The organism is Aestuariimicrobium ganziense (assembly GCF_015352975.1).
GTDB lineage: Bacteria > Actinomycetota > Actinomycetes > Propionibacteriales > Propionibacteriaceae > Aestuariimicrobium > Aestuariimicrobium ganziense.
On the sequence record NZ_JACYIZ010000001.1, the window covers coordinates 534,407 to 555,734 of the forward strand.

The window sequence follows — 21,328 nt, forward strand, 5'->3', positions numbered from 1 at the left end:
TCAGAGACGGCGAAATGGTCAGCAGGAGGTGGCAGGCTGGCCGGCTCGGGCCGGGCTCACTTCTGGTCGGGCACCTGCAGGTCGGAGTGGACGATCTCCTCGATCGACACGTCGCGGAAGGTCAGCACCTTGGCAGACTTCACGAACCGTGCCGGCCGGTACATGTCCCACACCCAGGCATCACCCATCGACACCTCGTAGTAGACGTCGCCGCCCTCGGTGCGCACCTTGAGGTCGACCGCATTGCACAGGTAGAAGCGCCGTTCGGTCTCGACCGCGTAGGTGAAGATGCCCACGACGTCCTTGTACTCCTTGTACAGGTCGAGCTCGAGCTTGCTCTCGTAGGCTTCCAGGTCTTCAGCGCTCATGATGAGTTCACCATAGCGGCTCGCCTGACGTTCTCGAAGCGTCGCCGGTGCTCCGGGCAGGGTCCGTGCTGGTCGAGTTCGGCCTGGTGGTCAGCGGTGCAATACCCCTTGTGGACGTCGAACCGGTAGGCCGGGTAGTTCTCGGCCATCGCGGTCATCATCCGGTCCCTGGTGACCTTGGCCACCACCGAGGCTGCGGCCACGCAGGCGGCAACCCGGTCGCCCTTCCACACCGCCAGTCCGGGCACCCCCAGACCGTCGACCCCGAAGCCATCGGTGAGCACGAACTCCGGGCGCACACTCAGCCGCATCAACGCCCGTCGCAGGGCCTGGATGTCGGCCACGTGCATGCCCAGGCGGTCGCACTCGGCTGCCTCGATGCTGACCCAGGCGACGTCGACGGCCTTGGCCATGATCTCGTCGTAGCAGCGTTCCCGCGCCTTGGCGGTGAGCAACTTGGAGTCGGCCAACCCGGTGATCCGACGAGCGGATGTGTCGGCGAGCACCACCGCGGCGGCCACCAGCGGGCCGGCGCAGGCACCTCGCCCGGCCTCGTCCGCACCGGCGACCGGCGACAAGCCGGCGCGGGCGAGCGCCCGCTCGTAGCCGTACAGCCCGCGGCCGGGCCTGATCGTCATCGCGTCGGTACGCAGCCCACACCTTCGGGGCTGATCACCGGGTTCGCCGGTGGTGGCTGCGCGGGCTCGGGCACCGAGTCGAAGGTGCTGGGTCTGGACAGGCGTGAGAAGCGATCGAACGGCAGCAGGACGAGCTTGGCGGGACCGACCACCTCGTCCACGGGGATGAAGGCAGCCATGCCTCGGGGTTCACCCGTGGTGGACAGGTCGGCCAGGTGGCAGCGAGAGTCGCTGGAGTTGTTGCGGTTGTCACCCATGACGAAGATCCGGTCGGCGGGCACCACGACCTTGAAGGGCACCAGGGCTGGCTTGTCCTGCACCCCGTCCTCGATCTCAAGGTATGCGGTCTCGTCCAGAGGTACCCCGTTGACCATCAGGCGGCCCTGGTCGTCGCAGCAGGTGACCGTGTCACCGGGCATGCCGACGACGCGCTTGATCAGGTGTCGCTGCGAGGTGTCGGGCAGCACGCCGACGAACTGCAGGACCTTGCGTGAGGTCGAGACCTCCGGCGCCGGCGGCATCCAGCCACCGGGATCCTTGAAGACCACGATGTCACCGCGTTCGAAGCCGCCGATCTTGGCCACGGCGACGCGGTCGCCCACCTGCAGGGTGTCCTCCATCGACCCCGAGGGGATGATGAAGACCTGCCCGATCAAGAGCCGGATCAGTGACGAGATCACCAAGGCCAGAACCGCGACCAGGACGACTTCCTTGGCCATGGCGAGCAGCCCGCGACCGAGTGAGGTGCGACCCTTGTCGTCCTCCTGAGGGTCGCCCGCGTCTTCCTCGGCCGCGCGGCGCGGACCGTCGGCCGAGCCGGGTGCGGCCTCGTCCACGGGCGACTTGGTCTCCTGCTCGTCAGGGGTCATGCTCACACTGCACCTCTCCGGGCGCCCAGCTGGCCGACCCCACGCCGGCCCAGTCTATGTGGCCGAGTTCGCGGTTCCACGACGACGCCCCCGACACCGGCATGGTGTCGGGGGCGTGTGTCGTGCGATCCGGCCCAGTGGGCTCAGTTCTCGCGCTTCTCCTTGATCTTGGCGGCCTTGCCCTTGAGCCCTCGCAGGTAGTACAGCTTGGCGCGACGCACGTCACCGCGACGCTCGACCTCGATCTTCTCGATGATCGGCGAGTGCAGCGGGAAAGTGCGCTCGACACCGTTGCCGAACGAGACCTTGCGGACGGTGAACGACTCGCGCACACCGCCGCCGGTGCGAGAGATCACCACGCCGGCGAAGACCTGGACGCGGGAGCGGCTGCCCTCGATGACGCGCACGTGGACGCGCACGGAGTCGCCGGCCCGGAAGGTGGGGATGTCGTCGCGTAGCGCTGCTGCGTCGACCGCGTCGATGATCTGGCTCATGATGGTGTCCTCGCCGGTGCCATGGGTCACCTCGTGAAAGTTCTGGTGTGAGTGCCCACCCCGCAGACGATCCCCCCATGGCAGGAGCCGCAGTCGCAGGCAACAGCTCTCGATTCTGCCACACCGGGTCGGGCTGGCACCAATTGCCGAAGTCGCATGCAACCAGTCGGCCACGCCGAGCGTAGACCCAGTGAGAAGCCGCCTGGCTGCAAGGATCAGGCGTCGGGCCCGCCAAGGCCGTCGACACACTCCCCGCCCCTGGGGCCCGGCACACCGACGAGAGGACGAGCGACATGGACGAGGAAGCCTTCGACGCTTTCTACGCCGAGTCGTTCAACCGACTCGTCGGGCAACTCACCGCGATCATCGGTGACCGGACCGAGGCCCAGGACTGCGTGCAGGAAGCGTTCGTCCGAGCTTGGGACCAGCGCCGCAAGCTCGACACGTCACAGAGCCCCGAGGCTTGGGTGCGCACCGTGGCCCACCGGCTGGCCGTCAGCCGTTGGCGTCGCGTGATGCGTGGCCGCCGCCCCGCCGACCGTGCCGTCGAACCCATCCCGCAGCCGAGCACCCCCAGCCCCGACCGGGTGGCGCTCGAACGGGCCCTTGCCCAGATCAGCCCTGACCAGAGGCGCGCGCTGGTGTTGCACCACTACGCCGACCTGTCGGTCAACGAGATTGCCGAGGAACTCAAGGTTCCGGTCGGCACCGTCAAGGCCAGACTCTCCCGCGGCCGCGCCGCGCTGGCTGCCCTGCTCAACGACGCACCCCTGGAGACCCGCCATGTCTGACCACTTCGACGACGACCCCCGCCTCGACATCCCCCGCGCAGCCTGGGACTCCTACACCCGCGACGCCGAGTACGTGCCGATGCTGCCGCCCAGCCAGGTTCGTCGCCTCGGTGAGCGCCGCCGCACCCGCCGCCGAGTCGGCGTGGCCTCAGGAGCCCTGGCCCTGGCACTGCTGGCCGGCTCGGCCCTGGCGCTCAACGGCAGCATGTTCGGCAGCGACGACCCGCAGTGGGCTGGCACCCCGAGCCCCAGCGCCTCGTCCAGCGTGACCAGCACCACCCGCCCCAGCCCCACGCCGACCGACACCCGTAGCACCCCCGCAGCCAAGACCGACAACGGCCTGCTGAGTGCTGCGAACCTGCCGTCCGGCGCCGAGATCTACCTGCTCGAGCCCAACGACCTGATGTTCGAGACCAGCGCCGGCATCGGTGGCCGCGGCGAGCAGGACGCCCTGGGCGTGTGCGACGGCGGCCTGATGAACTTCCCGGGCACCGTGGCTGAGTGGCAGGGCATCTACGGCGGGCCGGCAGAGGGAGTGCCCAACCCCCAGGACTACTCCGACTACGAGGTCGAGGCGGTCGTCATGCAGTTCGTCAACGACGACGCCGCCAAGAGGGCGCTCGCCACCATCACCGGCTGGTACGCCGGCTGCGACACCAAGCTCAAGGGCATCAACCCGAAGGCGGGCCTCCACGCTGAGCCGGTGCTCGTCGAGGGTGGCGCCACGATCCACTACTACGCTGCCTCGATTTCCGGTGACAACGAGATGTACCAGAACTTCGAGAACTCGGTGGTCATCCAGTCCGGGCCGCGTGTGCTGGTGATGTTCGAACGGCTCTACGGCCAGGACAACAACGGCGTCGGCCCCTACAACGCCCAACTGCCCGACCAGCACGCAGGGCTGTCGCGCTTCGTCCAGCACTACAAGAAGGTGATCGAACGCCTCGACTCCTGAACAACGACGACGCCCCCGACCGATCGCGGTCGGGGGCGTCGCTGTGAGTCAGCCGAAGATCCTCTCGAGCGGGAGGAAGAGGCCAGTGCTGTCCTGCGGCAACCGCTCACCGTCCGGGCTGTTGTACGTGGTCAGGGTCGTGGCCTCGACCGGTCTGGCTCGATCGCCATCGACCGTGAAGATGCCCTGCGGCCCGCCCACGGAGGAGTACACCGTTCCCTCGTCCGCCAGACCGTCTCGCTCCTGAACTGTGACCTCATCGAGGAACAGGACGTAGTCACGATCGGCCGAGACCGACGTCTCTCCACGCCGCTGCGGGGACTTCGTGTCGGGCATCACCAGGGTGAGCTTCTGGCCGACCGCAGCTGCCTTCGTGCAGCGGGTCACCGACAAGTTGAACAGCGCCACTGGCGTGTTGCCGTCAAGCGTCCGACGACCTCGTCCGACCGTTCCCTGGGCCACCAGTGACGACGCGCTGACCAGTTGCTCCAGCGACTCGTAGGAGGGGTACGTCGCGCTCGACTGACGCTGCTGCGAGCAGCCGACGGTGGCAGTGCAGGCAACCACACCCAGCGTCGACAGGGCGACGCGCCGGGAGAGTCTCGGTGATGACACCTTCACTCCACCTGTGTCCATACCCCAGTGAAACCCGAAGATGAATCCGCCGCAAGAAGCAACTGTCCCGGTCCGCACACACGCACGTCGGCCCCCGCCCGGATGGTTGGGGGCCGACGTTGTCTGCTTGGACGAGCTCAGCTGGCCTTGCCGTCGCCCTTGAACAGCGACTTGACCAGGTCGCGGTTGAGCTGGCTGATCGACTCCAGCGGAATGCCCTTGGGGCAGACCTGAGAGCACTCGCCGATGTTGGTGCAGCCGCCGAAGCCCTCGGCGTCGTGCTGGGCGACCATCGACTTGACCCGGCTGTAGCGCTCGGGCTGGCCCTGGGGAAGCATCGCCAGGTGGGTGATCTTCGCCGAGGTGAACAGCATCGCCGAACCGTTGGGGCACGCAGCCACGCAGGCACCGCAGCCGATGCAGGTGGCGTTGTCGAAGGCGATGTCGGCCTCACGCTTGGGCGCCGGGGTGGCGTGGGCGTCGGGGGCAGACCCGGTGTTGGCCGAGATGTACCCGCCGGCCTGGATGATCCGGTCGAACGCGGTGCGGTCGACCACCAGGTCCTTGATCACCGGGAAGGCTCCGGCCTTCCAGGGCTCGATGTCGATGATGGCGCCGTCGGAGAACGAGCGCATGTGCAGCTGACAGGTGGTGGTGTGCTGGCCGCCGTGGGCGACGCCGTTGATCACCACCCCACACATGCCGCAGATGCCCTCACGGCAGTCGTGGTCGAAAGCCACCGGTTCCTCGTTGCGCTCGGTGAGGATCTCGTTGAGCATGTCGAGCATCTCGAGGAACGACATGTCCTCGCTGACCCCGTCGAGCGGGTAGGTGACCAGCTGGCCGGTCGAGTTGGCATTCGCCTGGCGCCAGATGCGCAGTGTGACCTTCACTTGTAACTCCGTTGCTTCAGCTCGATGGCCTTGTAGACCAGGGGTTCCTTGTGCAGCACGGGTTGCGCGCCGTCTCCGCCGTACTCCCAGGCCGCGACGTAGAGGAACTCGTCGTCGTGACGCAGCGCCTCGCCCTCCTCGGTCTGGCTCTCACCACGGAAGTGGCCACCACAGGACTCGCGGCGGTGCAGGGCGTCGATGCACATCAACTCGCCCAGTTCGAGGAAGTCGGCCAGACGGCCGGCCCGCTCGAGGGCCTGGTTGAAGTCCTCGTTGACACCGGTGACCTTGACGTTGGTCCAGAACTCCTCGCGCAGGGCGCGGATGCGCTCGATGGCGGTCTTCAGACCGTCCTCCCAGCGCTCCATGCCGCAGTACTCCCACATGATGTGGCCGAGTTCCTTGTGGATCGAGTCGACGGTGCGGGTGCCGTTGATGCTGAGCATCTTGTCGATCCGGCTCTTGACCGAGGTCAGCGCCTCCTGCGATGCCGGGTGCGAGTCGTCGACCTTCTCGAACGGGCCGGCAGCCAAGTAGTCGTTGATGGTGTTGGGCAGGACGAAGTAGCCGTCGGCCAGACCCTGCATCAGCGCCGAGGCACCGAGCCGGTTCGCACCGTGGTCGGAGAAGTTGGCCTCGCCGGTGACGTACAGGCCCGGGATCGAGCTCTGCAGGTCGTAGTCGACCCACAGACCACCCATGGTGTAGTGAACCGCCGGGTAGATGCGCATCGGCACCTCGTAGGGGTTCTCACCGGTGATCTGCTGGTACATGTCGAACAGGTTGCCGTACTTGGCCTCGACGGCCTTCTGGCCCAAGCGCTTGATGGCGTCGGCGAAGTCGAGGTAGACGCCTCGACGCATCTCGCGCTCGTTGCCGTCGTGGTCACGCTCGGTGACGGCCGGGCCGACACCGCGACCCTCGTCGCACATGTTCTTGGCCTGGCGCGAGGCGATGTCTCGCGGCACCAGGTTGCCGAACGCCGGGTAGATCCGCTCCAGGTAGTAGTCGCGGGCCTCCTCGGGAATCTGGCGGGGATCCTTGCCGCAGTCCTCGGCGTTCTTGGGCACCCAGATGCGTCCGTCGTTGCGCAGCGACTCAGACATCAGGGTCAGCTTCGACTGGGTCTCACCGTGCACCGGGATGCAGGTGGGGTGGATCTGGGTGTAGCAGGGGTTGCCGAAGTAGGCGCCCTTGCGGTGGGCCCGCCAGTTGGCGGTCACGTTGCAGCCCATGGCGTTGGTCGACAGGAAGAACACGTTGCCGTAGCCGCCCGTGGCGAGCACGACCGCATCGGCGTAGTGGGCCTGGATCTTGCCGGTGACCATGTCGCGGGTGACGATGCCACGGGCTCGTCCGTCGACCACGATCAGTTCGACCATCTCGTGGCGGGTGTGCATCTTGACCGTGCCGGCCGCGACCTGGCGCTCGAGGGCCTGGTAGGCGCCGATCAGCAGCTGCTGACCGGTCTGGCCCCGGGCGTAGAAGGTGCGCTGCACCTGCACGCCGCCGAACGAGCGGGTGTCGAGCAGGCCGCCGTACTCGCGGGCGAACGGAACGCCCTGGGCGACGCACTGGTCGATGATGTTCGCGCTGACCTCGGCCAGACGGTAGACGTTGGTCTCACGGGCGCGGTAGTCGCCGCCCTTGACGGTGTCGTAGAACAGCCGGAACGTCGAGTCACCGTCGTTGCGGTAGTTCTTGGCCGCGTTGATGCCACCCTGGGCCGCGATCGAGTGGGCTCGACGCGGGGAGTCCTGGTAGCAGAAGTTCAGCACGTTGTAGCCGGCCTCACCGAGGGTGGCGGCAGCGGCGCCACCGGCCAGGCCGGTGCCGACGATGATCACGGTGAGCTTGCGGCGGTTGGCCGGGTTGACCAGCGCCGCGCTGAACTGGCGGTGCTGCCACATCTTGTCGATGGGCTGGCTGAGGTCTGCCTTGGTGTCGGCGATGTCCTCGCCGTCGATCCAGTAGCCGTCGGCGGCCGAGACGGGGGCCTGCGCGGCCGAGGCGTCCTGGCTGCCGGTCTCGGGAATCATGGTCTCGGCCTCGGCCTCGACGAGCACCTGCTGCTCGGTCTGCGGGTTGTCGGTCATCGTCCAATCACTCCAAACAGGATCAGCACGGGCGGGATCATGAAGCCGACGTAGAGCAGTGCGGCAGCGATCCAGGCCAGGGTCTTGAGCACCTTGCGGGCGCCGGCGCTGGCGTTGGCACCCAGGGTGGCGAATGCGCTCCAGAAGCCGTGGAGCACGTGCATGCACACCGCGACCATGGCGATCGCGTAGAACAGCACGACCCACCACTCGCTGAAGCCGGCCAGGACGCGGTCGAACGGGGCCAGGCTGCGATCAGGGTTGTCGTAGCCGAACCGCAGCACCTCGGCGGTGTACTGCAGGATGTGGATGATCACGAAGAGCAGGATCAGGATGCCGCCCCAGATCATGGTGCGGGCCGCGTAGCTCTTCTCCATGAACTTCTGGCTGCGGTAGCGCTTGCCACCCGCATTGGCGTTGGCGCGCAGGCGCAGCTTGGCCGCCGACCAGATGTGCAGGACCGCGGCCGACAGCAGCACGATCCGGAAGATCCACAGGAACAGCTTGTGCGGCAGCGCCGGGTAGCCGAACTCGCGCAGCCAGTGGGAGTACTCGTTGAACTCCTTGCCGTCGTCGGGGATCAGCATCTTGAAGTTGCCGAACATGTGCATGAGCAGGAAGCCGATCAACAGCAGGCCGGTGACGGCCATCAAGGCCTTCATCGCCACTGTCGACCGCGCTGCCCTCTGATGAGTAGTCAGTTGAGTCGCCACGAGTCACACACTAGCCATCCGCCACCTACTGGGGAACACAGGGCTCGCCCAAAGTCGGGGCTTCCACGGCGCACCTGCCTACTCCCTGCCCACTAGGCGAAAAAGGCAAGCTCGACGTTGCTCAAATCCCCTCGGTGGGCGGCTCGTCCGCCTCGCCCGGCGGCAGAAGATCGGGCCTTCTGGCACGAGTCCGTTCCAGGGCGCGCTCGCGGCGCCAGGCGGCGATCCTGGCGTGGTGTCCGCTGAGCAGCACCTCGGGCACAGCTCGTCCTCGCCAGAGTTCGGGCTTGGTGTAGACCGGGTACTCCAGCAGACCCTCGTGGTCGGGGCTGTGCGACTCCTCGGTGAGCGAGGCAGGGTTGCCGACCACGCCGGGAATCAGGCGGACGATGGCCTCGACCATGGCCAGCACGGCCACCTCGCCACCGTTGAGCACGTAGTCGCCCAGGCTGACCTCGAGCACCGTCGCCACGGTCGAGGCGTGCTCGACGACGCGGGCGTCGATGCCCTCGTAGCGCCCGCAGCAGAACAGCAGGTGCTCGTGGGTGGCCAGTTCGGCGGCCAGCGCCTGGTCGAATTGCTGCCCCGAGGGGGTCGGGACGATGACCGTGGGCGGCGCGCTGGCATCGATCAGGGCATCGAGCGCCTCACCCCAAGGTTCAGGCTTCATCACCATGCCCGCTCCCCCGCCGTAGGGGGTGTCGTCGACGGTGCGGTGACGGTCGTGGGTCCAGTCGCGCAGGTCGTGCACGTCGAGGCGGACGAGCCCGGTCTGGATCGCCTTGCCGACCAGCGACAACTGCAGCGGGGCGAAGTAGTCGGGAAAGATCGAGACGACGTCGAGGCGCATCAGGCCACGTCCCCGCCGTCGGGGTCGTCGTCCTCGGTCTCGTCGACGTCGTCGAGCAGACCGGCGACGTCATCGGCCAGGTGCACCTGCCCGGCGGCCAGGTCGACGGTGGGCACCAGTGCGGTGACGAACGGGACGAGCCGCTCGGTGCCGTCCACGTCGATGGCCAACAGGTCCTGGCTGGGCAGGTGGACGACCGAGGTGATGGTGCCGACGACTCGTCCGCCCTGGACTGCCTGCAGCCCGACCAACTGGCGGTCGTAAAACTCCTCGGGGTCGTCGGGCACCTCGTCAGCGGGTACGTCGACGACCAGCACGGCTCCGCGCAGGGCCTCGACCGCGGTGCGGTCTGCCAGTTCGGCGAAGCGGACGAGCAGTCGTCCCGAGTGCCAGCGGCTGCCGGCCACGGTCAGGGTGCGGGCGCTGTTCTCGATGCGCAGCAAGGCACCGTCGGCGAAGCGGCGCTCGGGTTCGTCGGTGCGCACGTCGACGGCGACGTCACCGCGAATGCCGTGGGCGCGTGACAGCGCCCCGACGACGACCTCGACCTGGTCTGCCATGGGCTTCCCTTCAAGCACGTTCGTGGCGACAAATGATTCGTGGCGTGAAGTGCGGTGAGTTCACCACACTTCACGCCACGGACTGATTCAGCGGCGACGGTCGACGTCGACGAAGTCGACGCGCACCTGCTCGCGCCCGGCCAGCGCACCGACCACGGTGCGCAGGGCCTGGGCGGTGCGGCCCTGACGGCCGATCACCTTGCCGATGTCCTCGGGATTGACCCTGACCTCGAGCATGCGGCCACGGCGCAGGTCCTTGTCGCGCACCCTGACGTCGTCAGGGTTGAGGACGATGCCGCGCACCAGGTGCTCGAGGGCCTCAGCCAGCACGTCAGGCCTCGTCGGCGGGGGCGTCGGCCTCTGCGGCCTCGGCCTCGGCGGGAGCCTCAGCGGCGGGGGCCTCGTCAGCCTCGACCTCGGCAGCCTCGGTCGCCTCCTCGGCAGGAGCCTCGGCCTCGGCGTCGTCAGCCTTCTTCGACGAACGCTTCGACTTGCTGATCGCGGCCGACGAAGGCTCGTCGTTGGCGTCAGCGAGGGCCTTGTTGAACAGGTCGGTCTTGTTCGGACGCTCCTTCTGCTCCTCGATGCCCGAGGCAGAGGTGTCGCCGGTGTGCTTCTGCCAGTCACCGCTGCGCTTGAGCAGCGCCACGACGGCCTCGGTCGGCTGGGCGCCCACGCCCAGCCAGTAGAGGGCGCGCTCGGAGTTGACCTGGATCAGCGAGGGATCGTTCTTGGGGTGGTAGAGGCCGATCTCCTCGATGGCCTTGCCATCCCGCTTGGCGCGCGAGTCGATGACGATGATGCGGTAGTGAGGCGAGCGGATCTTGCCGAGTCGCTTCAGACGAATCTTGGTTGCCACGTGTGTGGGTTCTCCTGTGTGGAAGTCTCTGGTGAGACGAACGGGTGGATCGCTCAGTCGCGTGTGGGGCACGCCGACGAACAGTCCGGGGTGACCAGTGCAGGCACGTTGAGAGGGCATGCCAGACACAGATGCATCCGACATTCTGCCAGAGCCCGGGCGTCAGGACGAAACCGTGGCTGCGCGCACCACTCGTCCGCGCAGGACGACCAGCCTCGGGTGGCGCAGCACGGCCAGGTTGGCGCGGGGATCCTCGTCCAGCACGACCAGGTCAGCCGGTGCCCCAGGCTCCAGTCCGGGACGCCCCAGCCAGGCTCGGGCCCGCCAGGACGCGGCGCCCAGCGCGAAGTCGGCATCGCCGATCGTGCCCAGCCGCTCGACCTCCTGCCCGACCAGTCCGTGGGGCAGCACTCCCCCGGCGTCGGTGCCGGCGAAGATCGCCACCCCTGCCTCACGGGCGAGCCTCAGCGTCTGGAGTCGGCGCTGGTGCAGGTCGCGCATGTGGGCGGCGTAGCGGGGGAACTTGTCCTGGGCGCTGTCGGCGATGCCGGGGAAGTTCTCCAGGTTGACCATCGTGGGCACCAGCGCGACCTGGTTGGCGACCATCAGGTCGATCACCGACTCGTCCATGCCGGTGCCGTGCTCGATGCCGTCGATGCCGGCCTCGACCAGTTGGGCCACCGATTCCTCACCGAAGCAGTGAGCGGTCACCTTGGCGCCGAGTTCGTGGGCTCGGCTGATGGCGGCACGGGCCACCTCGGGTTCCCAGAGCGGGGCGAGGTCGCCCAGGTCTCGGTCGATCCAGTCACCGACCAGCTTGACCCAGCCGTCGCCGCGGGCGACCTGGCGCTCGACCTCGGCGACCAGGTCGTCGGGTTCGACCTCGGCGGCGTAGTTGCGGATGTAACGGCGCGGCCGCGCGATGTGGCGACCGGCACGGATGACCCTGGGCAGGTCGTCGCGGTCGTCGATCCAACCAGTGTCGGCCGGTGAACCGGCATCGCGGACGAGCAGCACCCCGGCGTCGCGCTCGTCGAGTGCCTGTCGTTCGGTGGTGTCGCGGTCGACCTCGCCGTGGGCGTCCAGCCCGATGTGGCAGTGGGCGTCAACCAGGCCGGGCATGATCCAGCCGTCACTGCACACCGTCTGGGCGTCGGCGACCGGCTCGGTGTGCAGTCGTCCGTCGGCGACCCAGAACTCGACGGGCTCACCGGTCTCGACGAGTCGTCCGACCAGGTGCAGTGGCACCGCAGGCCCGTCGAGGACGACCTGCTCGGCGTGGTGGACGTGGTCGTGGCCTAGACCGTGGGCATGGCTGTGCGGGTGGCCCATGCCTCGATCCTGCCACCCGGTGCCGGCCGCCACGGGAAATGCGGGGACAGGCGATAATGCCAAGATGCCCACCCACCTGTGGAACCGCTCGTACGTGGCGATGATCCTGATCTCCACGTTGATGGCGATCGGTTTCATGATGGTGATCCCGATCCTGCCGAAGTTCGCGCTCGAACTCGGGGCGTCGTTGACCCTGGCGGGCATCATCGCCGGGCTGTTCTCGATCACCGCGTTGCTGATTCGTCCGGTGGCGGGGCTGGCCACCGACCGGCTCAACATGCGCACCGTCGCCCTGCTCGCGACGCTGGGCCTTGCGGTGGCAACCCTGGGCTACGGCATCTCGAACAGCGTCGAGGTGCTGTTCTTCTTCCGGGTGCTGCACGGCATCGCCTTCGGGTTCTCAGGCACCGCCACCCAGGCGCTGGGGGCCGCGTTCATCCCGCGCGACCGTCTCGGTGAGGGCATCGGCTACATGGGGCTGGGGTTCATCCTGGCCAGCGCGGTCGGCCCGAACCTGGGCCTGGAGTTGTCGGACCGGGCCGGCTACCCGGTCGCCTTCTACGTCTCGTTCGGCCTGGTGCTGGCCTCGGCGGTGATGATCCTGTTCCTGCGCTACACCCCGCCCGAGCGCGAACCAGCACCGGCACGCAGACTGCGTCTGGACGACCTGATCGCGGTGAGGCTGTGGCCGCTGACCGCGATCGCCGCGGCCTTCGCCTTCACCAATGGCATCATCGCCGCCTTCATCGCCCTGGTCGGCGAGGAACGCGGCATGGCGGTGGGCATCTACTTCATCGCCAATGCGGTCACGCTGCTGGTGACCCGACCGTTGGCCGGACGCCTGGTCGACACCAAGGGTCTGGGAGTCGTGCTCTACCCCGCATTCGTGCTGGCCGCGATCGCCACCACGCTTGTCGGCTTCGCCCACTCGATGTGGGTGCTGGCGGTGGCCGGCGTGCTGTACGCCATGGGCTCGGGAGCGAGCCAGCCCGCGATCCAGACCACGGCCATCCGGCAGATGGGTCCGGCCCGGGTGGGCGTGGCGATGAGCACCTACTTCATCGGTGCCGACGTCGGGCAGGGACTGGGCCCGATCGTGGGTGGGGCGATCGCGTCGAGCTTCGGCTACACCACGCTGTACCTGGTCGGAACGGCGCTGTTGCTGCTCGGACTGGTCGGGTTCATCCTCTACCAGCGCAGCCTGCCCCCGGCGCCGGTACCGGACGAAGCCTCGGCCTAGCCCCGCGGACCCTTGTTGGACTGGTTGAACATCTGCTGCAACTGCGGCGGCAACTGGTAGTCCTGCATCGCGCGCTGCAGGTCGGCCTCGCTTGGCTGCTGGCCACCGAAGCCGAACGCGTCGCCGGCGTCGGCTGCCGGACGAGCCGCCACCTTCTCACCACGGGCGGCAGCGGCACGCTTGGCCGGGTTGCCCGGGCCTCGTCCCTTCTTGCCCTTCTTCTGCTGCTGGCGGGCCGGTCGTCCCGGCAGGCCACCACCCATGCCCGGCATGCCGCCGCCCATCATCCCGGCCATCGACTGCATCATCTTGCGGGCCTCGGTGAAGCGGTTGACCAGGTTGTTGACGTCGCTGACCTCGACGCCAGCGCCGCGCGCGATGCGCAGCCGGCGCGAGCCGTTGAGGATCGACACGTCGGCGCGTTCGGCCGGGGTCATCGAGTAGATGATCGCCTCGATCCGGTCGACCTCGCGCTCGTCGATGTTGGCGATCTGGTCCTTCATCTGGCCCATGCCGGGCAGCATTCCGAAGATCTTGCTCAGCGGACCCATCTTGCGCATCTGCTGCATCTGCGACAGGAAGTCCTGCAGGCCGAACTCGCCCTTGCCGCCCAGCAACTTGTCGGCGGCGAGCTTGGACTGCTCGGCGTCGAAGGCCTTCTCAGCCTGCTCGATCAGGGTGAGCATGTCGCCCATGTCGAGGATGCGCGAGGCCATCCGGTCGGGGTGGAAGACGTCGAAGTCCTTGAGGTTCTCACCGTTCGAGGCGAACATGATCGGCTTGCCGACCACGCGGGCGATCGACAGCGCGGCGCCACCGCGGGCATCGCCGTCGAGCTTGGTGAGCACCACCCCGTCGAAGCCGACGCCCTCCTGGAAGGCCACCGCGGTGTTGACCGCGTCCTGGCCGATCATGGCGTCGACCACGAACAACGTCTCGTCGGGGTTGACCGCGGCCTTGATGTCGGCGGCCTGTCGCATCAGTTCGGCGTCGATGCCGAGGCGTCCGGCGGTGTCGACGATGACCACGTCGAACAGCCGACGCTGCGCCTCGAGGATCGACTGGCGGGCGACCGCTACCGGGTCACCGACGCCGTTGCCGGGCTCGGGGGCGAAGACCTGCACCCCGGCACGCTGGCCGACCACCTGCAACTGGTTGACCGCGTTGGGTCGCTGCAGGTCTGCGGCGACCAGCAACGGCGAGTGGCCCTCGTCCTTGAGCCAGCGGGCGAGCTTGCCGGCCAGGGTGGTCTTGCCCGCACCCTGCAGGCCGGCGAGCATGATCACCGTCGGCGGGGTCTTGGCGAAGCGCACCGTGCGGGTCTCGCCGCCGAGGATCTCGATCAACTCGTCGTTGACGATCTTGATGACCTGCTGGGCAGGGTTCAGAGCCTTGGAGAGTTCCTCACCGCGGGCGCGTTCCTTGACGGCGGCCACGAACTCCTTGACCACGGCCAGGTTGACGTCGGCCTCGAGCAGTGCGATCCGGATCTCGCGTGCGGTGGCGTCGATGTCGGCCTCGGACAGCCGACCCTTGCCACGCAGTCCCTTGAAGGTGGCGGCGAGACGGTCTTGCAGGGTGTCGAACACGAAGGGGACCTCACAGGGTGCACGGAAGCTGGCGCCGAGCGGCGCCGAGCCCCGAGTTTACCCGGTGAGCGAGGGGACTCACTCCCCCAGCAGGCCGGCGACGAACTGCTCGGCGTCGAAGGGCGCCAAGTCGTCCACACCCTCACCCAGGCCGATCAGCTTGACCGGCACGCCGAGCTCGCGCTGCACCTGGACGACGATGCCGCCCTTGGCCGATCCGTCCAGCTTGGTCAGGACGATGCCGGTGACGTCGACGACCTCGGCGAAGATCCTCGCCTGGGTCAGGCCGTTCTGGCCGGTGGTGGCGTCGAGCACGAGCAGTACCTCGGTGACCGGGGCGGTCTTCTCGATCACGCGCTTGACCTTGCCGAGCTCGTCCATCAGGCCGGTCTTGGTGTGCAGTCGTCCGGCGGTGTCGACGATGACGGTGTCGATGTTCTCGGCGGCACCACGGCTGACGGCGTCGAAGGCGACCGAGGCGGGGTCGGAGCCCTCCGGTCCGCGGATGGTCTCGACGCCGACCCGCTCACCCCAGGTGGTGAGTTGCTCGGCGGCGGCCGCGCGGAAGGTGTCGGCGGCGCCGAGGACGACGGTGCGTCCCTCGGCGACCAGCACGCGGGCGAGCTTTCCGACGGTCGTGGTCTTGCCGGTGCCGTTGACCCCGACGACCAGGACGACACCCGGATCGTCGCCATCGCCGGTGACGTCGAGCGAGCGATCAAGATCGGGCTGGACGAGCGCCACCAGCTCACGGCGCAGCACCTCGCGGGCCTTGGCCGGGTCGGAGACACCGTCGACCGCGAGCTCCCGGCGAAGGGCGGTGACCAGTTCGGTGGTGGGTCCGACACCCAGATCGGAGGTGATCAGCGTGGTCTCGAAGTCGTCCCAGGTGTCCTCGTCGATCCGATCACGGCTGAGCAGGTCGGCCAGCCCGCGGGCCCGGGCATTGTTGCTGCCGGCCAAGCGGCGGCGCAGGCGAGCGAGCCGCGACGCGGGAGCCTCGGGCACCTCGAGGGCGACAGCAGGCTCCTCGACCGGTTCGGGCTCTACCGGCGGGGCAGGTTCCAGGTCGATGTCGGTCGGCTCGAAGACTTCGGTATCGGTGGGCTCCTGCGCGGGCAGCAGCTCGTCGGCCGGCTCGACCGGGGGCAGCTCGCGGCGCGAGCGCAGGGCCACCACGGCGGCGGCAGCCGTGACGAGAACGAAGGCGGCGAGGATCGCCCAGAAGACATACATCCAGTTCACGAGCCACGAGTCTAGGCGCAGCTCGGCGGCTCCCCCGCCGCCGGGGCGGGGCTGGGACCAGCGGTGCGGCTGTCAGGCGGGGCTGTACCAGGTGGGTCCGCGATCAGGCGGTGGTGATTCGCTCGTCGCGGTGATGACCGATCGAGGCCACGGCGTCGGCGAAGGCCTGCGGAGTCTCGGCGTCACCGTTGAGGTGGCGGGCCACCTGGGTCAGTCCGTTGCGCAGCCGAGGGTCGGCGGTGACGAACTTGCCGCGCATGCCGACCGCGACGACGGCGGCGACCGCGAGAGCGACGGCGACGATGACGACCATGGACAGGACGATCACGGCCACGATGGATTCACCTCTGAGGACTCGAGCGTGTGACTGGGGAAGGACTCGCCTCGTTGCAGATTCCTACCCGACCATTGTGCCCGCGGTCAGCTCTGTTCCTCCAACCGGGCACACACGGGTTCAGCCAAGAATCAGCCAAGACTTCACTGAGGGGCCCCAACACATCGCTGAGGCATTGCTCACTGGTCGCGGAGGCGCTGTGAGACCACGGTTGAGACACCGTCGCCGCGCATGGTCACCCCGTAGAGGGCGTCGGCGATCTCCATCGTCCGTTTCTGGTGGGTGATCACCAGCAACTGGGAGTTCTCGCGCAGTTCCTCGTAGATGCCGAGCAGGCGTCCCAGGTTGGTGTCGTCCAGGGCGGCCTCCACCTCGTCCAGGATGTAGAACGGGCTGGGCCGGGCCATGAACAGGCTGACCAGGAAGGCCACCGCCACCAGCGATCGCTCGCCGCCCGACAGCAGCGACAGCCGCTTGACGTTCTTGCCGGCCGGCTTGGCCTCGACCTCGACGCCGGTGGTCAGCCACTGCCCCGGTTCGGTGAGGACGAGTCGTCCCTCACCGCCGGGGAACAGGCGGGCGAACACGCGCTCGAAGGCGGCCTCGACGTCGGCGTAGGCGGCGGCGAAGACCTCCTGCACGCGGGCGTCGACCTCGGCGACGATGTCGGTCAGGTCGGCGCGGGTTCGACGCAGGTCTTCGAGTTGTTCGGCGAGGTAGTGGTGGCGCTCCTGCATGGCGTCGAACTCCTCCAGCGCCAGCGGGTTGACCCGGCCCAGCACCTGCAGGTTGCGTTCGGCCTCGCGCAGTCGCTTCTCCTGCTCGGACCGCACGTAGGGCACTGGGTGGGGGCGGTCCTCGTCCTCGTCAGTGACCGGACGACCGTCGGGGTGGGTGAGCACCGGCACGGGGAACTCGGGTGCGTACTCGGCCAGCAGCGCCTCGGGTTCGAGCCCGAGTTCGCCCATGGCCACCTCGTGCAGCCGCTCGATACGCATCCGCAGTTCGATGCGGCCCATCTCGTCGCGGTGGGCGCCGGCGACGACGTCCTCGAGTTCCTTGGCCAGGTCGCGGGTCTCGCGGCGGGCGACACCCAGGCGTGCCTCGGCCTGTTGACGGGACGTCTCGGCAGCGGTGCGCTCGGCGGTGGCGATGGCGCGGGCGCGCTCGACCTGCTCGGTGAGCCATTGCGCTGCGGCATGGACGGCGGTGGCGGCCTCGGCCTCGCGACGCAGTTGCGCGGCGCGGGCGGCGGCCTTGGCGCGGGCCTGGCGTTCATGGGCGGCGGCACGGGCCAGGGAGTCGGCTCGTCCCGCCATCGCCTTGACCTTCTCCTCGGCCGTGCGCAGCGCCAGCCGGGCCTCGAGTTCGACCTGACGGGCCTGACGGGCCTCGGCGGCACGGGTGTCGCGCTCGGTGGGGTCGGCCTCGACGAGGTCGGTCTCACTCGAGGCCAGTTCGAGGCGTGACTCGAGGGCGGCCAGACCCTCCTCGTCCTGGGCGCGGGCGGTACGGGCGGTCTCGATCGCGGCGGCCAGACGTTCGGCCTCGGAGCCGGCCTCGCGGACAGTCTGGTTGAGAGCACCGAGTTGTTCGGTGAGGGCGGTGTAGTGGGCGTCGGACTCGTGCAGCTTCTCCAAGGCGGCGGCAGCCTGGTGCTCGGCGGTCTCGAGCGAGGCCTGGGTCTCGGCGAGGCCGAACTTCAACTGCTCGAGGTCGGCCTGGGCGGTGAGCAGCCCGGCCTGGGCCTCGTCGACGGCGGCCTGCACCTCGATCAGGCTGGGCTTGCGACCCGAGCCGCCGCTGGCGAACCAACTCGACAGCAGGTCGCCATCGCGGGTGACGGCGCTGACGTCGGGCAGCGCGGCGACCAGGGTGCGGGCTTGGTCGAGGGTCTCGACGACGGCCACCTTGTGCAGCAGCCGTGCCATCGATCCCTGCAGTTCGTCGGCGACCGTGACCCGGTCGACCAGCCAGGTGGCGGAGCCGGGCAGGTCTGGCCAGTCGTCGCGTCCGGCGGTGGCACCACCCAGCAGCAGCCCGGCGCGTCCCAGGTCTTCGGCGCGCAGGTGGTCCATCGCGGCGACGGCGGCAGACAGGTCGGTGACGGCGACGGCGTCGCTGGCCTGACCGAGGGCGGCGGCGGTGGCGGCCTCGTAGCCGGACTCGACGCTGACCAGGGTGGCCACCTGGCCGAGCAGTCCGCTGAGGTCGTCGGAGGCGGCCAGCAGCGCAGCCGAGGCGTCCTTGCGCTCCAGGCCCAGTTGCAGCGCCTCGAGCCGGGCGGCCAGCGAAGCCCGACGCTGGGCGGCGTCGGCCTCGTCCTGACGCAGTTGGTCACGGCGCAGCTTCAGCTGGTCGACCAGGGACTGGGCCTGTTCGTGGGCGTGGTCGAGCCCGGACTCCCCATCACCGAGTTGGCCGACCTGGATCTCGAGCTTGGTGAACTGTGCGGCGGCCTGACGCGAGCGCTGTTCGGCCTCGCCGCGGCGCTGGGTGAGCCGGTCGACCTCTTCGGCGGAGGCTTCGAGCCGGGAGCGCATGGCGTTGACCTGGCCGACCAGCCGGGCGAGGCCCTCGCGTCGGTCGGCGATGGCACGCAGTTGGGCGTTGTGGGTGGCGTCGGCCTCGGCGTGGGCGGCCTCGGCCCCATTGCGGCGCAGGGTGGCGTCGGCCAGCTCGTCGGTGCGCTGGCGCACCTGTTCGCGCAGTTGGGCCTCCTCGTCGCGCACCTGGGCGACTTCGCGGTCGAGTGCCTCGGGGTCGCGGCTGGCCCTGGCGAGTTCGGGCTGGGCGTCGGCGTGGCGCATCCGCTCGGCTGCGATCGAGCGGGTGGTCTGCACCCGTTCTCGCAGGCCGGCCAACGCGTACCAGTTCTCCTGGGCGGCAGCCAGACGGGGGTTGGCGGCGGCGACCTCGTCGTCGGCGGCAGCCTCGGCCGCGCGGGCTCGCTCGTGGGCGGCCTCGAGCCGGCGGCGGGCCTCGGCCTGGGCCTGCTCGTCGGCGAGGTCGGCCTCGAGCGCGTCGGTGAGCTGGGCGAGGTCGTCGGCCAGCAGCCGGGCGCGCGCGTCGCGCAGGTCGGCCTGGATGATGGCGGCCTTGCGGGCGACCTCGGCCTGTCGTCCCAGGGGACGAAGCTGGCGGCGCAGTTCGGCGATCAGGTCGTTGAGCCGGTTGAGGTTGGCGCCGGTCGACTCGAGCTTGCGGAGCGCCTTCTCCTTGCGCTTGCGGTGCTTGAGCACCCCGGCGGCCTCCTCGATCAAGCCACGGCGGATCTCAGGGGTGGCCTGCAGGATCGAGTCGAGCTGGCCCTGGCCGACGATGACGTGCATCTCGCGGCCGATGCCGGAGTCGCTGAGCAGTTCCTGCACGTCGAGCAACCGGGCGGCCTGGCCGTTGATCGAGTACTCCGAGCCGCCGTTGCGGAACATCGTCCGGCTGATCGTCACCTCGGTGTAGTCGATCGGCAGCGCGCCGTCGGTGTTGTCGATGGTGAGCACGACCTCGGCGCGACCAAGGGGCGCCCGTCCGGCGGTGCCGGCGAAGATGACGTCCTCCATCTTGCCGCCGCGAAGGCTCTTGGCGCCCTGCTCGCCCATCACCCAGCTGAGCGCGTCGACCACGTTGGACTTGCCCGACCCGTTGGGCCCGACCACGCAGGTGACCCCGGGTTCGAAGTGCAACGTGGTGGCTGACGCGAAGGACTTGAAGCCTCGTAGCGTCAACGACTTCAGGTACATCAGCGACCGACCTTCTCGGCCTGGTCAGCGGCTGCGGCGTGGGCGGCCATCCGGGACGAGCGCACGGCGCGGAACGTCCACAGCTTGTTGACCACGAAGTTGATCGGCATGGTGATCACGATGGTGATCAGCTGGGCCCAGTAGGCGCGGGCCCGCAGGCCCTGGTCGTCGTTGAACGGTGGGTGCGGCAGGTAGAGCGGGCTGGTCGGGTTGGTCAGCGCGACCTTGATGATGGCGCCGACGCCGGCAGCGACCGAACCGACCACGAAGAACGGCCAGAACTCCGACCACCAACTCGCGTGCTGGCGCGACTTGAACGCCCAGCGCCGGTTGAGCTCGAAGTTCCAGAAGTTGGCGACGACGAACGCGACGATCCAGACCAGGACGGTGTAGCGGAAGGCGTGCTCGCTGGTGATCCAGAACAGCACCCGGTTGTCGTTGCGGGTGCCACCGTTGAGCTTGGTCATGATCACGGCGACGACCATGTTGACCAGGACTCCCGAACCTCCGACCAGCCCGAAGCGGACGAATTGCCCGAGCGTGCGGCGGTGTCGCTCGAAGAAGGGGGACGGTCTGGTCATGGTCGTCACAGCGTAGCGAGGCGGGGGCGATGGCAGAGTCCAGGCGCGCGAGTCCGAACGAGGGCCATCAAGCGCCCGCGCTCTTGGTGCTTACCGCTCTCCCACACGGGCGACCCACTCCTTGGCAGCGGCTGCGACAGCTTGCAGCGTGGGGGTGTCGCCCATGCCAATGTCGACGAGGGTCTGTTTGAGCATCAGGGCGGCCCGTCTGACCGCGGCATGGCCACCGTCGATCATGGCGAGGCGCAGGAACTCCTCGCGGATCCAGGCCTTCGGCGGCCTGGGAGGATCGGGGTGCACGCGTAGGCCAAGCAGAGCGAGTTGGCAGCGAGGCATGCTTCCTCGGCGGGAGGCAGCGCCATCATCGTCCAGCAACCAGCCATTCGCGAGCAGCGAGAAAGCGGCCAGTGGACTCGAGCTTGCCCAGAGCGCGTCCCAAGTCGGATCGACGATGTCGCGCTGCCACCTTCTGCTGGCCAGGTTGGCGCCTGCGGTGACGTAGCCCAAGTGGCCTCGTACCACGGATCAAGCCGCTCGTGGGGCTTGATGAGGATCGAGTCAGCGGC

Annotated in this window: 22 protein-coding genes; 3 read left to right on the forward strand and 19 right to left on the reverse strand. The window is 68.6% G+C overall.

Annotated elements, in window-relative coordinates; all coding sequences use genetic code 11:
- Positions 1–56 precede the first annotated feature (56 nt).
- From IE660_RS02625 to rplS, 4 genes are all read right to left on the reverse strand, one after another.
- Positions 57–368 carry a DUF2469 domain-containing protein gene (locus IE660_RS02625; protein ID WP_203566737.1) on the reverse strand — a complete coding sequence of 104 codons (312 nt, stop codon included), beginning with the start codon at positions 366–368 and terminating at the stop codon, positions 57–59.
- Positions 365–1,006, reverse strand: coding sequence for a ribonuclease HII (locus tag IE660_RS02630; protein ID WP_203566738.1), 642 nt, complete (start codon positions 1,004–1,006; stop codon positions 365–367). Before IE660_RS02630 ends, IE660_RS02625 begins: the two co-directional genes overlap by 4 nt.
- Positions 1,003–1,875, reverse strand: coding sequence for a signal peptidase I (gene lepB, locus IE660_RS02635; RefSeq protein ID WP_235996714.1), 873 nt, complete (start codon positions 1,873–1,875; stop codon positions 1,003–1,005). The genes IE660_RS02630 and lepB overlap by 4 nt, the downstream gene beginning before the upstream one ends.
- Before the next feature lie 143 nt (positions 1,876–2,018).
- Positions 2,019–2,369 (reverse strand): 50S ribosomal protein L19, encoded by a 351-nt coding sequence (gene rplS, locus IE660_RS02640; protein WP_203566739.1) that lies wholly within the window; start codon positions 2,367–2,369, stop codon positions 2,019–2,021.
- Positions 2,370–2,662: 293 nt separating this feature from the next.
- Here rplS and IE660_RS02645 point away from each other — a divergent pair, with 293 nt between their 5' ends.
- Both IE660_RS02645 and IE660_RS02650 read left to right on the forward strand, forming a co-directional pair.
- Positions 2,663–3,160: an RNA polymerase sigma factor gene (locus tag IE660_RS02645; protein WP_203566740.1), complete on the forward strand. Its 498-nt coding sequence runs from the start codon at positions 2,663–2,665 to the stop codon at positions 3,158–3,160.
- On the forward strand, positions 3,153–4,115 hold the full coding sequence (locus tag IE660_RS02650) for a hypothetical protein (RefSeq protein ID WP_203566741.1): 963 nt from the start codon (positions 3,153–3,155) through the stop codon (positions 4,113–4,115). The genes IE660_RS02645 and IE660_RS02650 overlap by 8 nt, the downstream gene beginning before the upstream one ends.
- Before the next feature lie 48 nt (positions 4,116–4,163).
- Here the strand turns inward: IE660_RS02650 and IE660_RS02655 are convergent, their stop codons facing one another.
- From IE660_RS02655 to IE660_RS02695, 9 genes are all read right to left on the reverse strand, one after another.
- On the reverse strand, positions 4,164–4,730 hold the full coding sequence (locus IE660_RS02655) for a hypothetical protein (RefSeq protein ID WP_203566742.1): 567 nt from the start codon (positions 4,728–4,730) through the stop codon (positions 4,164–4,166).
- A gap of 137 nt (positions 4,731–4,867) precedes the next feature.
- Positions 4,868–5,623, reverse strand: coding sequence for a succinate dehydrogenase/fumarate reductase iron-sulfur subunit (locus IE660_RS02660; protein ID WP_203566743.1), 756 nt, complete (start codon positions 5,621–5,623; stop codon positions 4,868–4,870).
- Entirely contained in the window at positions 5,620–7,662 is a 2,043-nt protein-coding gene (locus IE660_RS02665) for a fumarate reductase/succinate dehydrogenase flavoprotein subunit (RefSeq protein WP_203566980.1), read from the reverse strand. The genes IE660_RS02660 and IE660_RS02665 overlap by 4 nt, the downstream gene beginning before the upstream one ends.
- A 53-nt stretch (positions 7,663–7,715) precedes the next feature.
- Positions 7,716–8,369, reverse strand: a complete 654-nt coding sequence (locus tag IE660_RS02670; RefSeq protein WP_407928982.1) for a succinate dehydrogenase cytochrome b subunit — start codon at positions 8,367–8,369, stop codon at positions 7,716–7,718.
- A 184-nt stretch (positions 8,370–8,553) separates the two neighbouring features.
- Entirely contained in the window at positions 8,554–9,282 is a 729-nt protein-coding gene (gene trmD, locus IE660_RS02675) for a tRNA (guanosine(37)-N1)-methyltransferase TrmD (protein ID WP_203566745.1), read from the reverse strand.
- Complete coding sequence (gene rimM / locus IE660_RS02680; protein ID WP_203566746.1) at positions 9,282–9,842, reverse strand: ribosome maturation factor RimM; 561 nt, start codon at positions 9,840–9,842, stop codon at positions 9,282–9,284. Before rimM ends, trmD begins: the two co-directional genes overlap by 1 nt.
- Positions 9,843–9,929: 87 nt before the next feature.
- On the reverse strand, positions 9,930–10,172 hold the full coding sequence (locus IE660_RS02685) for an RNA-binding protein (RefSeq protein ID WP_203566747.1): 243 nt from the start codon (positions 10,170–10,172) through the stop codon (positions 9,930–9,932).
- 1 nt (position 10,173) lies between these two features.
- Complete coding sequence (gene rpsP, locus IE660_RS02690) at positions 10,174–10,701, reverse strand: 30S ribosomal protein S16 (protein ID WP_203566748.1); 528 nt, start codon at positions 10,699–10,701, stop codon at positions 10,174–10,176.
- A 162-nt stretch (positions 10,702–10,863) separates the two neighbouring features.
- A complete protein-coding gene (locus IE660_RS02695; protein WP_203566749.1) occupies positions 10,864–12,033 on the reverse strand; it encodes an amidohydrolase family protein in 1,170 nt (389 codons plus the stop codon).
- A gap of 64 nt (positions 12,034–12,097) precedes the next feature.
- Between IE660_RS02695 and IE660_RS02700 the strand changes: the two genes are divergently transcribed.
- Positions 12,098–13,273: an MFS transporter gene (locus IE660_RS02700; protein WP_203566750.1), complete on the forward strand. Its 1,176-nt coding sequence runs from the start codon at positions 12,098–12,100 to the stop codon at positions 13,271–13,273.
- On the opposite strand, the gene ffh is transcribed toward IE660_RS02700, so the two are convergent.
- The 6 genes from ffh to IE660_RS02730 form a co-directional block, all read right to left on the reverse strand.
- Entirely contained in the window at positions 13,270–14,862 is a 1,593-nt protein-coding gene (ffh, locus tag IE660_RS02705) for a signal recognition particle protein (RefSeq protein ID WP_203566751.1), read from the reverse strand. The two genes, IE660_RS02700 and ffh, sit on opposite strands and share 4 nt — an antisense overlap.
- Before the next feature lie 78 nt (positions 14,863–14,940).
- Positions 14,941–16,107, reverse strand: coding sequence for a signal recognition particle-docking protein FtsY (gene ftsY / locus IE660_RS02710; RefSeq protein WP_203566752.1), 1,167 nt, complete (start codon positions 16,105–16,107; stop codon positions 14,941–14,943).
- A gap of 103 nt (positions 16,108–16,210) precedes the next feature.
- Positions 16,211–16,441 carry a hypothetical protein gene (locus IE660_RS02715; protein WP_203566753.1) on the reverse strand — a complete coding sequence of 77 codons (231 nt, stop codon included), beginning with the start codon at positions 16,439–16,441 and terminating at the stop codon, positions 16,211–16,213.
- A gap of 179 nt (positions 16,442–16,620) precedes the next feature.
- Positions 16,621–20,181 (reverse strand): chromosome segregation protein SMC, encoded by a 3,561-nt coding sequence (gene smc / locus IE660_RS02720; RefSeq protein ID WP_203566754.1) that lies wholly within the window; start codon positions 20,179–20,181, stop codon positions 16,621–16,623.
- Positions 20,181–20,762 carry a GtrA family protein gene (locus IE660_RS02725; protein ID WP_203566755.1) on the reverse strand — a complete coding sequence of 194 codons (582 nt, stop codon included), beginning with the start codon at positions 20,760–20,762 and terminating at the stop codon, positions 20,181–20,183. Before IE660_RS02725 ends, smc begins: the two co-directional genes overlap by 1 nt.
- Positions 20,763–20,852: 90 nt before the next feature.
- Positions 20,853–21,284, reverse strand: coding sequence for a hypothetical protein (locus tag IE660_RS02730; RefSeq protein WP_203566756.1), 432 nt, complete (start codon positions 21,282–21,284; stop codon positions 20,853–20,855).
- Positions 21,285–21,328 lie beyond the last annotated feature (44 nt).

Bases quoted from the DNA above. Each gene is read 5' to 3' on its own strand.
- IE660_RS02695 (WP_203566749.1), bottom strand. From the start codon at position 12,033: ATGGGCCACCCGCACAGCCATGCCCACGGTCTAGGCCACGACCACGTC.
- IE660_RS02625 (WP_203566737.1), bottom strand. From the start codon at position 368: ATGAGCGCTGAAGACCTGGAAGCCTACGAGAGCAAGCTCGAGCTCGAC.
- IE660_RS02700 (WP_203566750.1), top strand. From the start codon at position 12,098: ATGCCCACCCACCTGTGGAACCGCTCGTACGTGGCGATGATCCTGATC.
- IE660_RS02665 (WP_203566980.1), bottom strand. From the start codon at position 7,662: ATGATTCCCGAGACCGGCAGCCAGGACGCCTCGGCCGCGCAGGCCCCC.
- IE660_RS02725 (WP_203566755.1), bottom strand. From the start codon at position 20,762: ATGACCAGACCGTCCCCCTTCTTCGAGCGACACCGCCGCACGCTCGGG.
- smc (WP_203566754.1), bottom strand. From the start codon at position 20,181: ATGTACCTGAAGTCGTTGACGCTACGAGGCTTCAAGTCCTTCGCGTCA.
- rimM (WP_203566746.1), bottom strand. From the start codon at position 9,842: ATGGCAGACCAGGTCGAGGTCGTCGTCGGGGCGCTGTCACGCGCCCAC.
- lepB (WP_235996714.1), bottom strand. From the start codon at position 1,875: ATGACCCCTGACGAGCAGGAGACCAAGTCGCCCGTGGACGAGGCCGCA.
- trmD (WP_203566745.1), bottom strand. From the start codon at position 9,282: ATGCGCCTCGACGTCGTCTCGATCTTTCCCGACTACTTCGCCCCGCTG.
- IE660_RS02645 (WP_203566740.1), top strand. From the start codon at position 2,663: ATGGACGAGGAAGCCTTCGACGCTTTCTACGCCGAGTCGTTCAACCGA.
- IE660_RS02630 (WP_203566738.1), bottom strand. From the start codon at position 1,006: ATGACGATCAGGCCCGGCCGCGGGCTGTACGGCTACGAGCGGGCGCTC.
- IE660_RS02650 (WP_203566741.1), top strand. From the start codon at position 3,153: ATGTCTGACCACTTCGACGACGACCCCCGCCTCGACATCCCCCGCGCA.
- IE660_RS02670 (WP_407928982.1), bottom strand. From the start codon at position 8,369: ATGGCCGTCACCGGCCTGCTGTTGATCGGCTTCCTGCTCATGCACATG.
- rplS (WP_203566739.1), bottom strand. From the start codon at position 2,369: ATGAGCCAGATCATCGACGCGGTCGACGCAGCAGCGCTACGCGACGAC.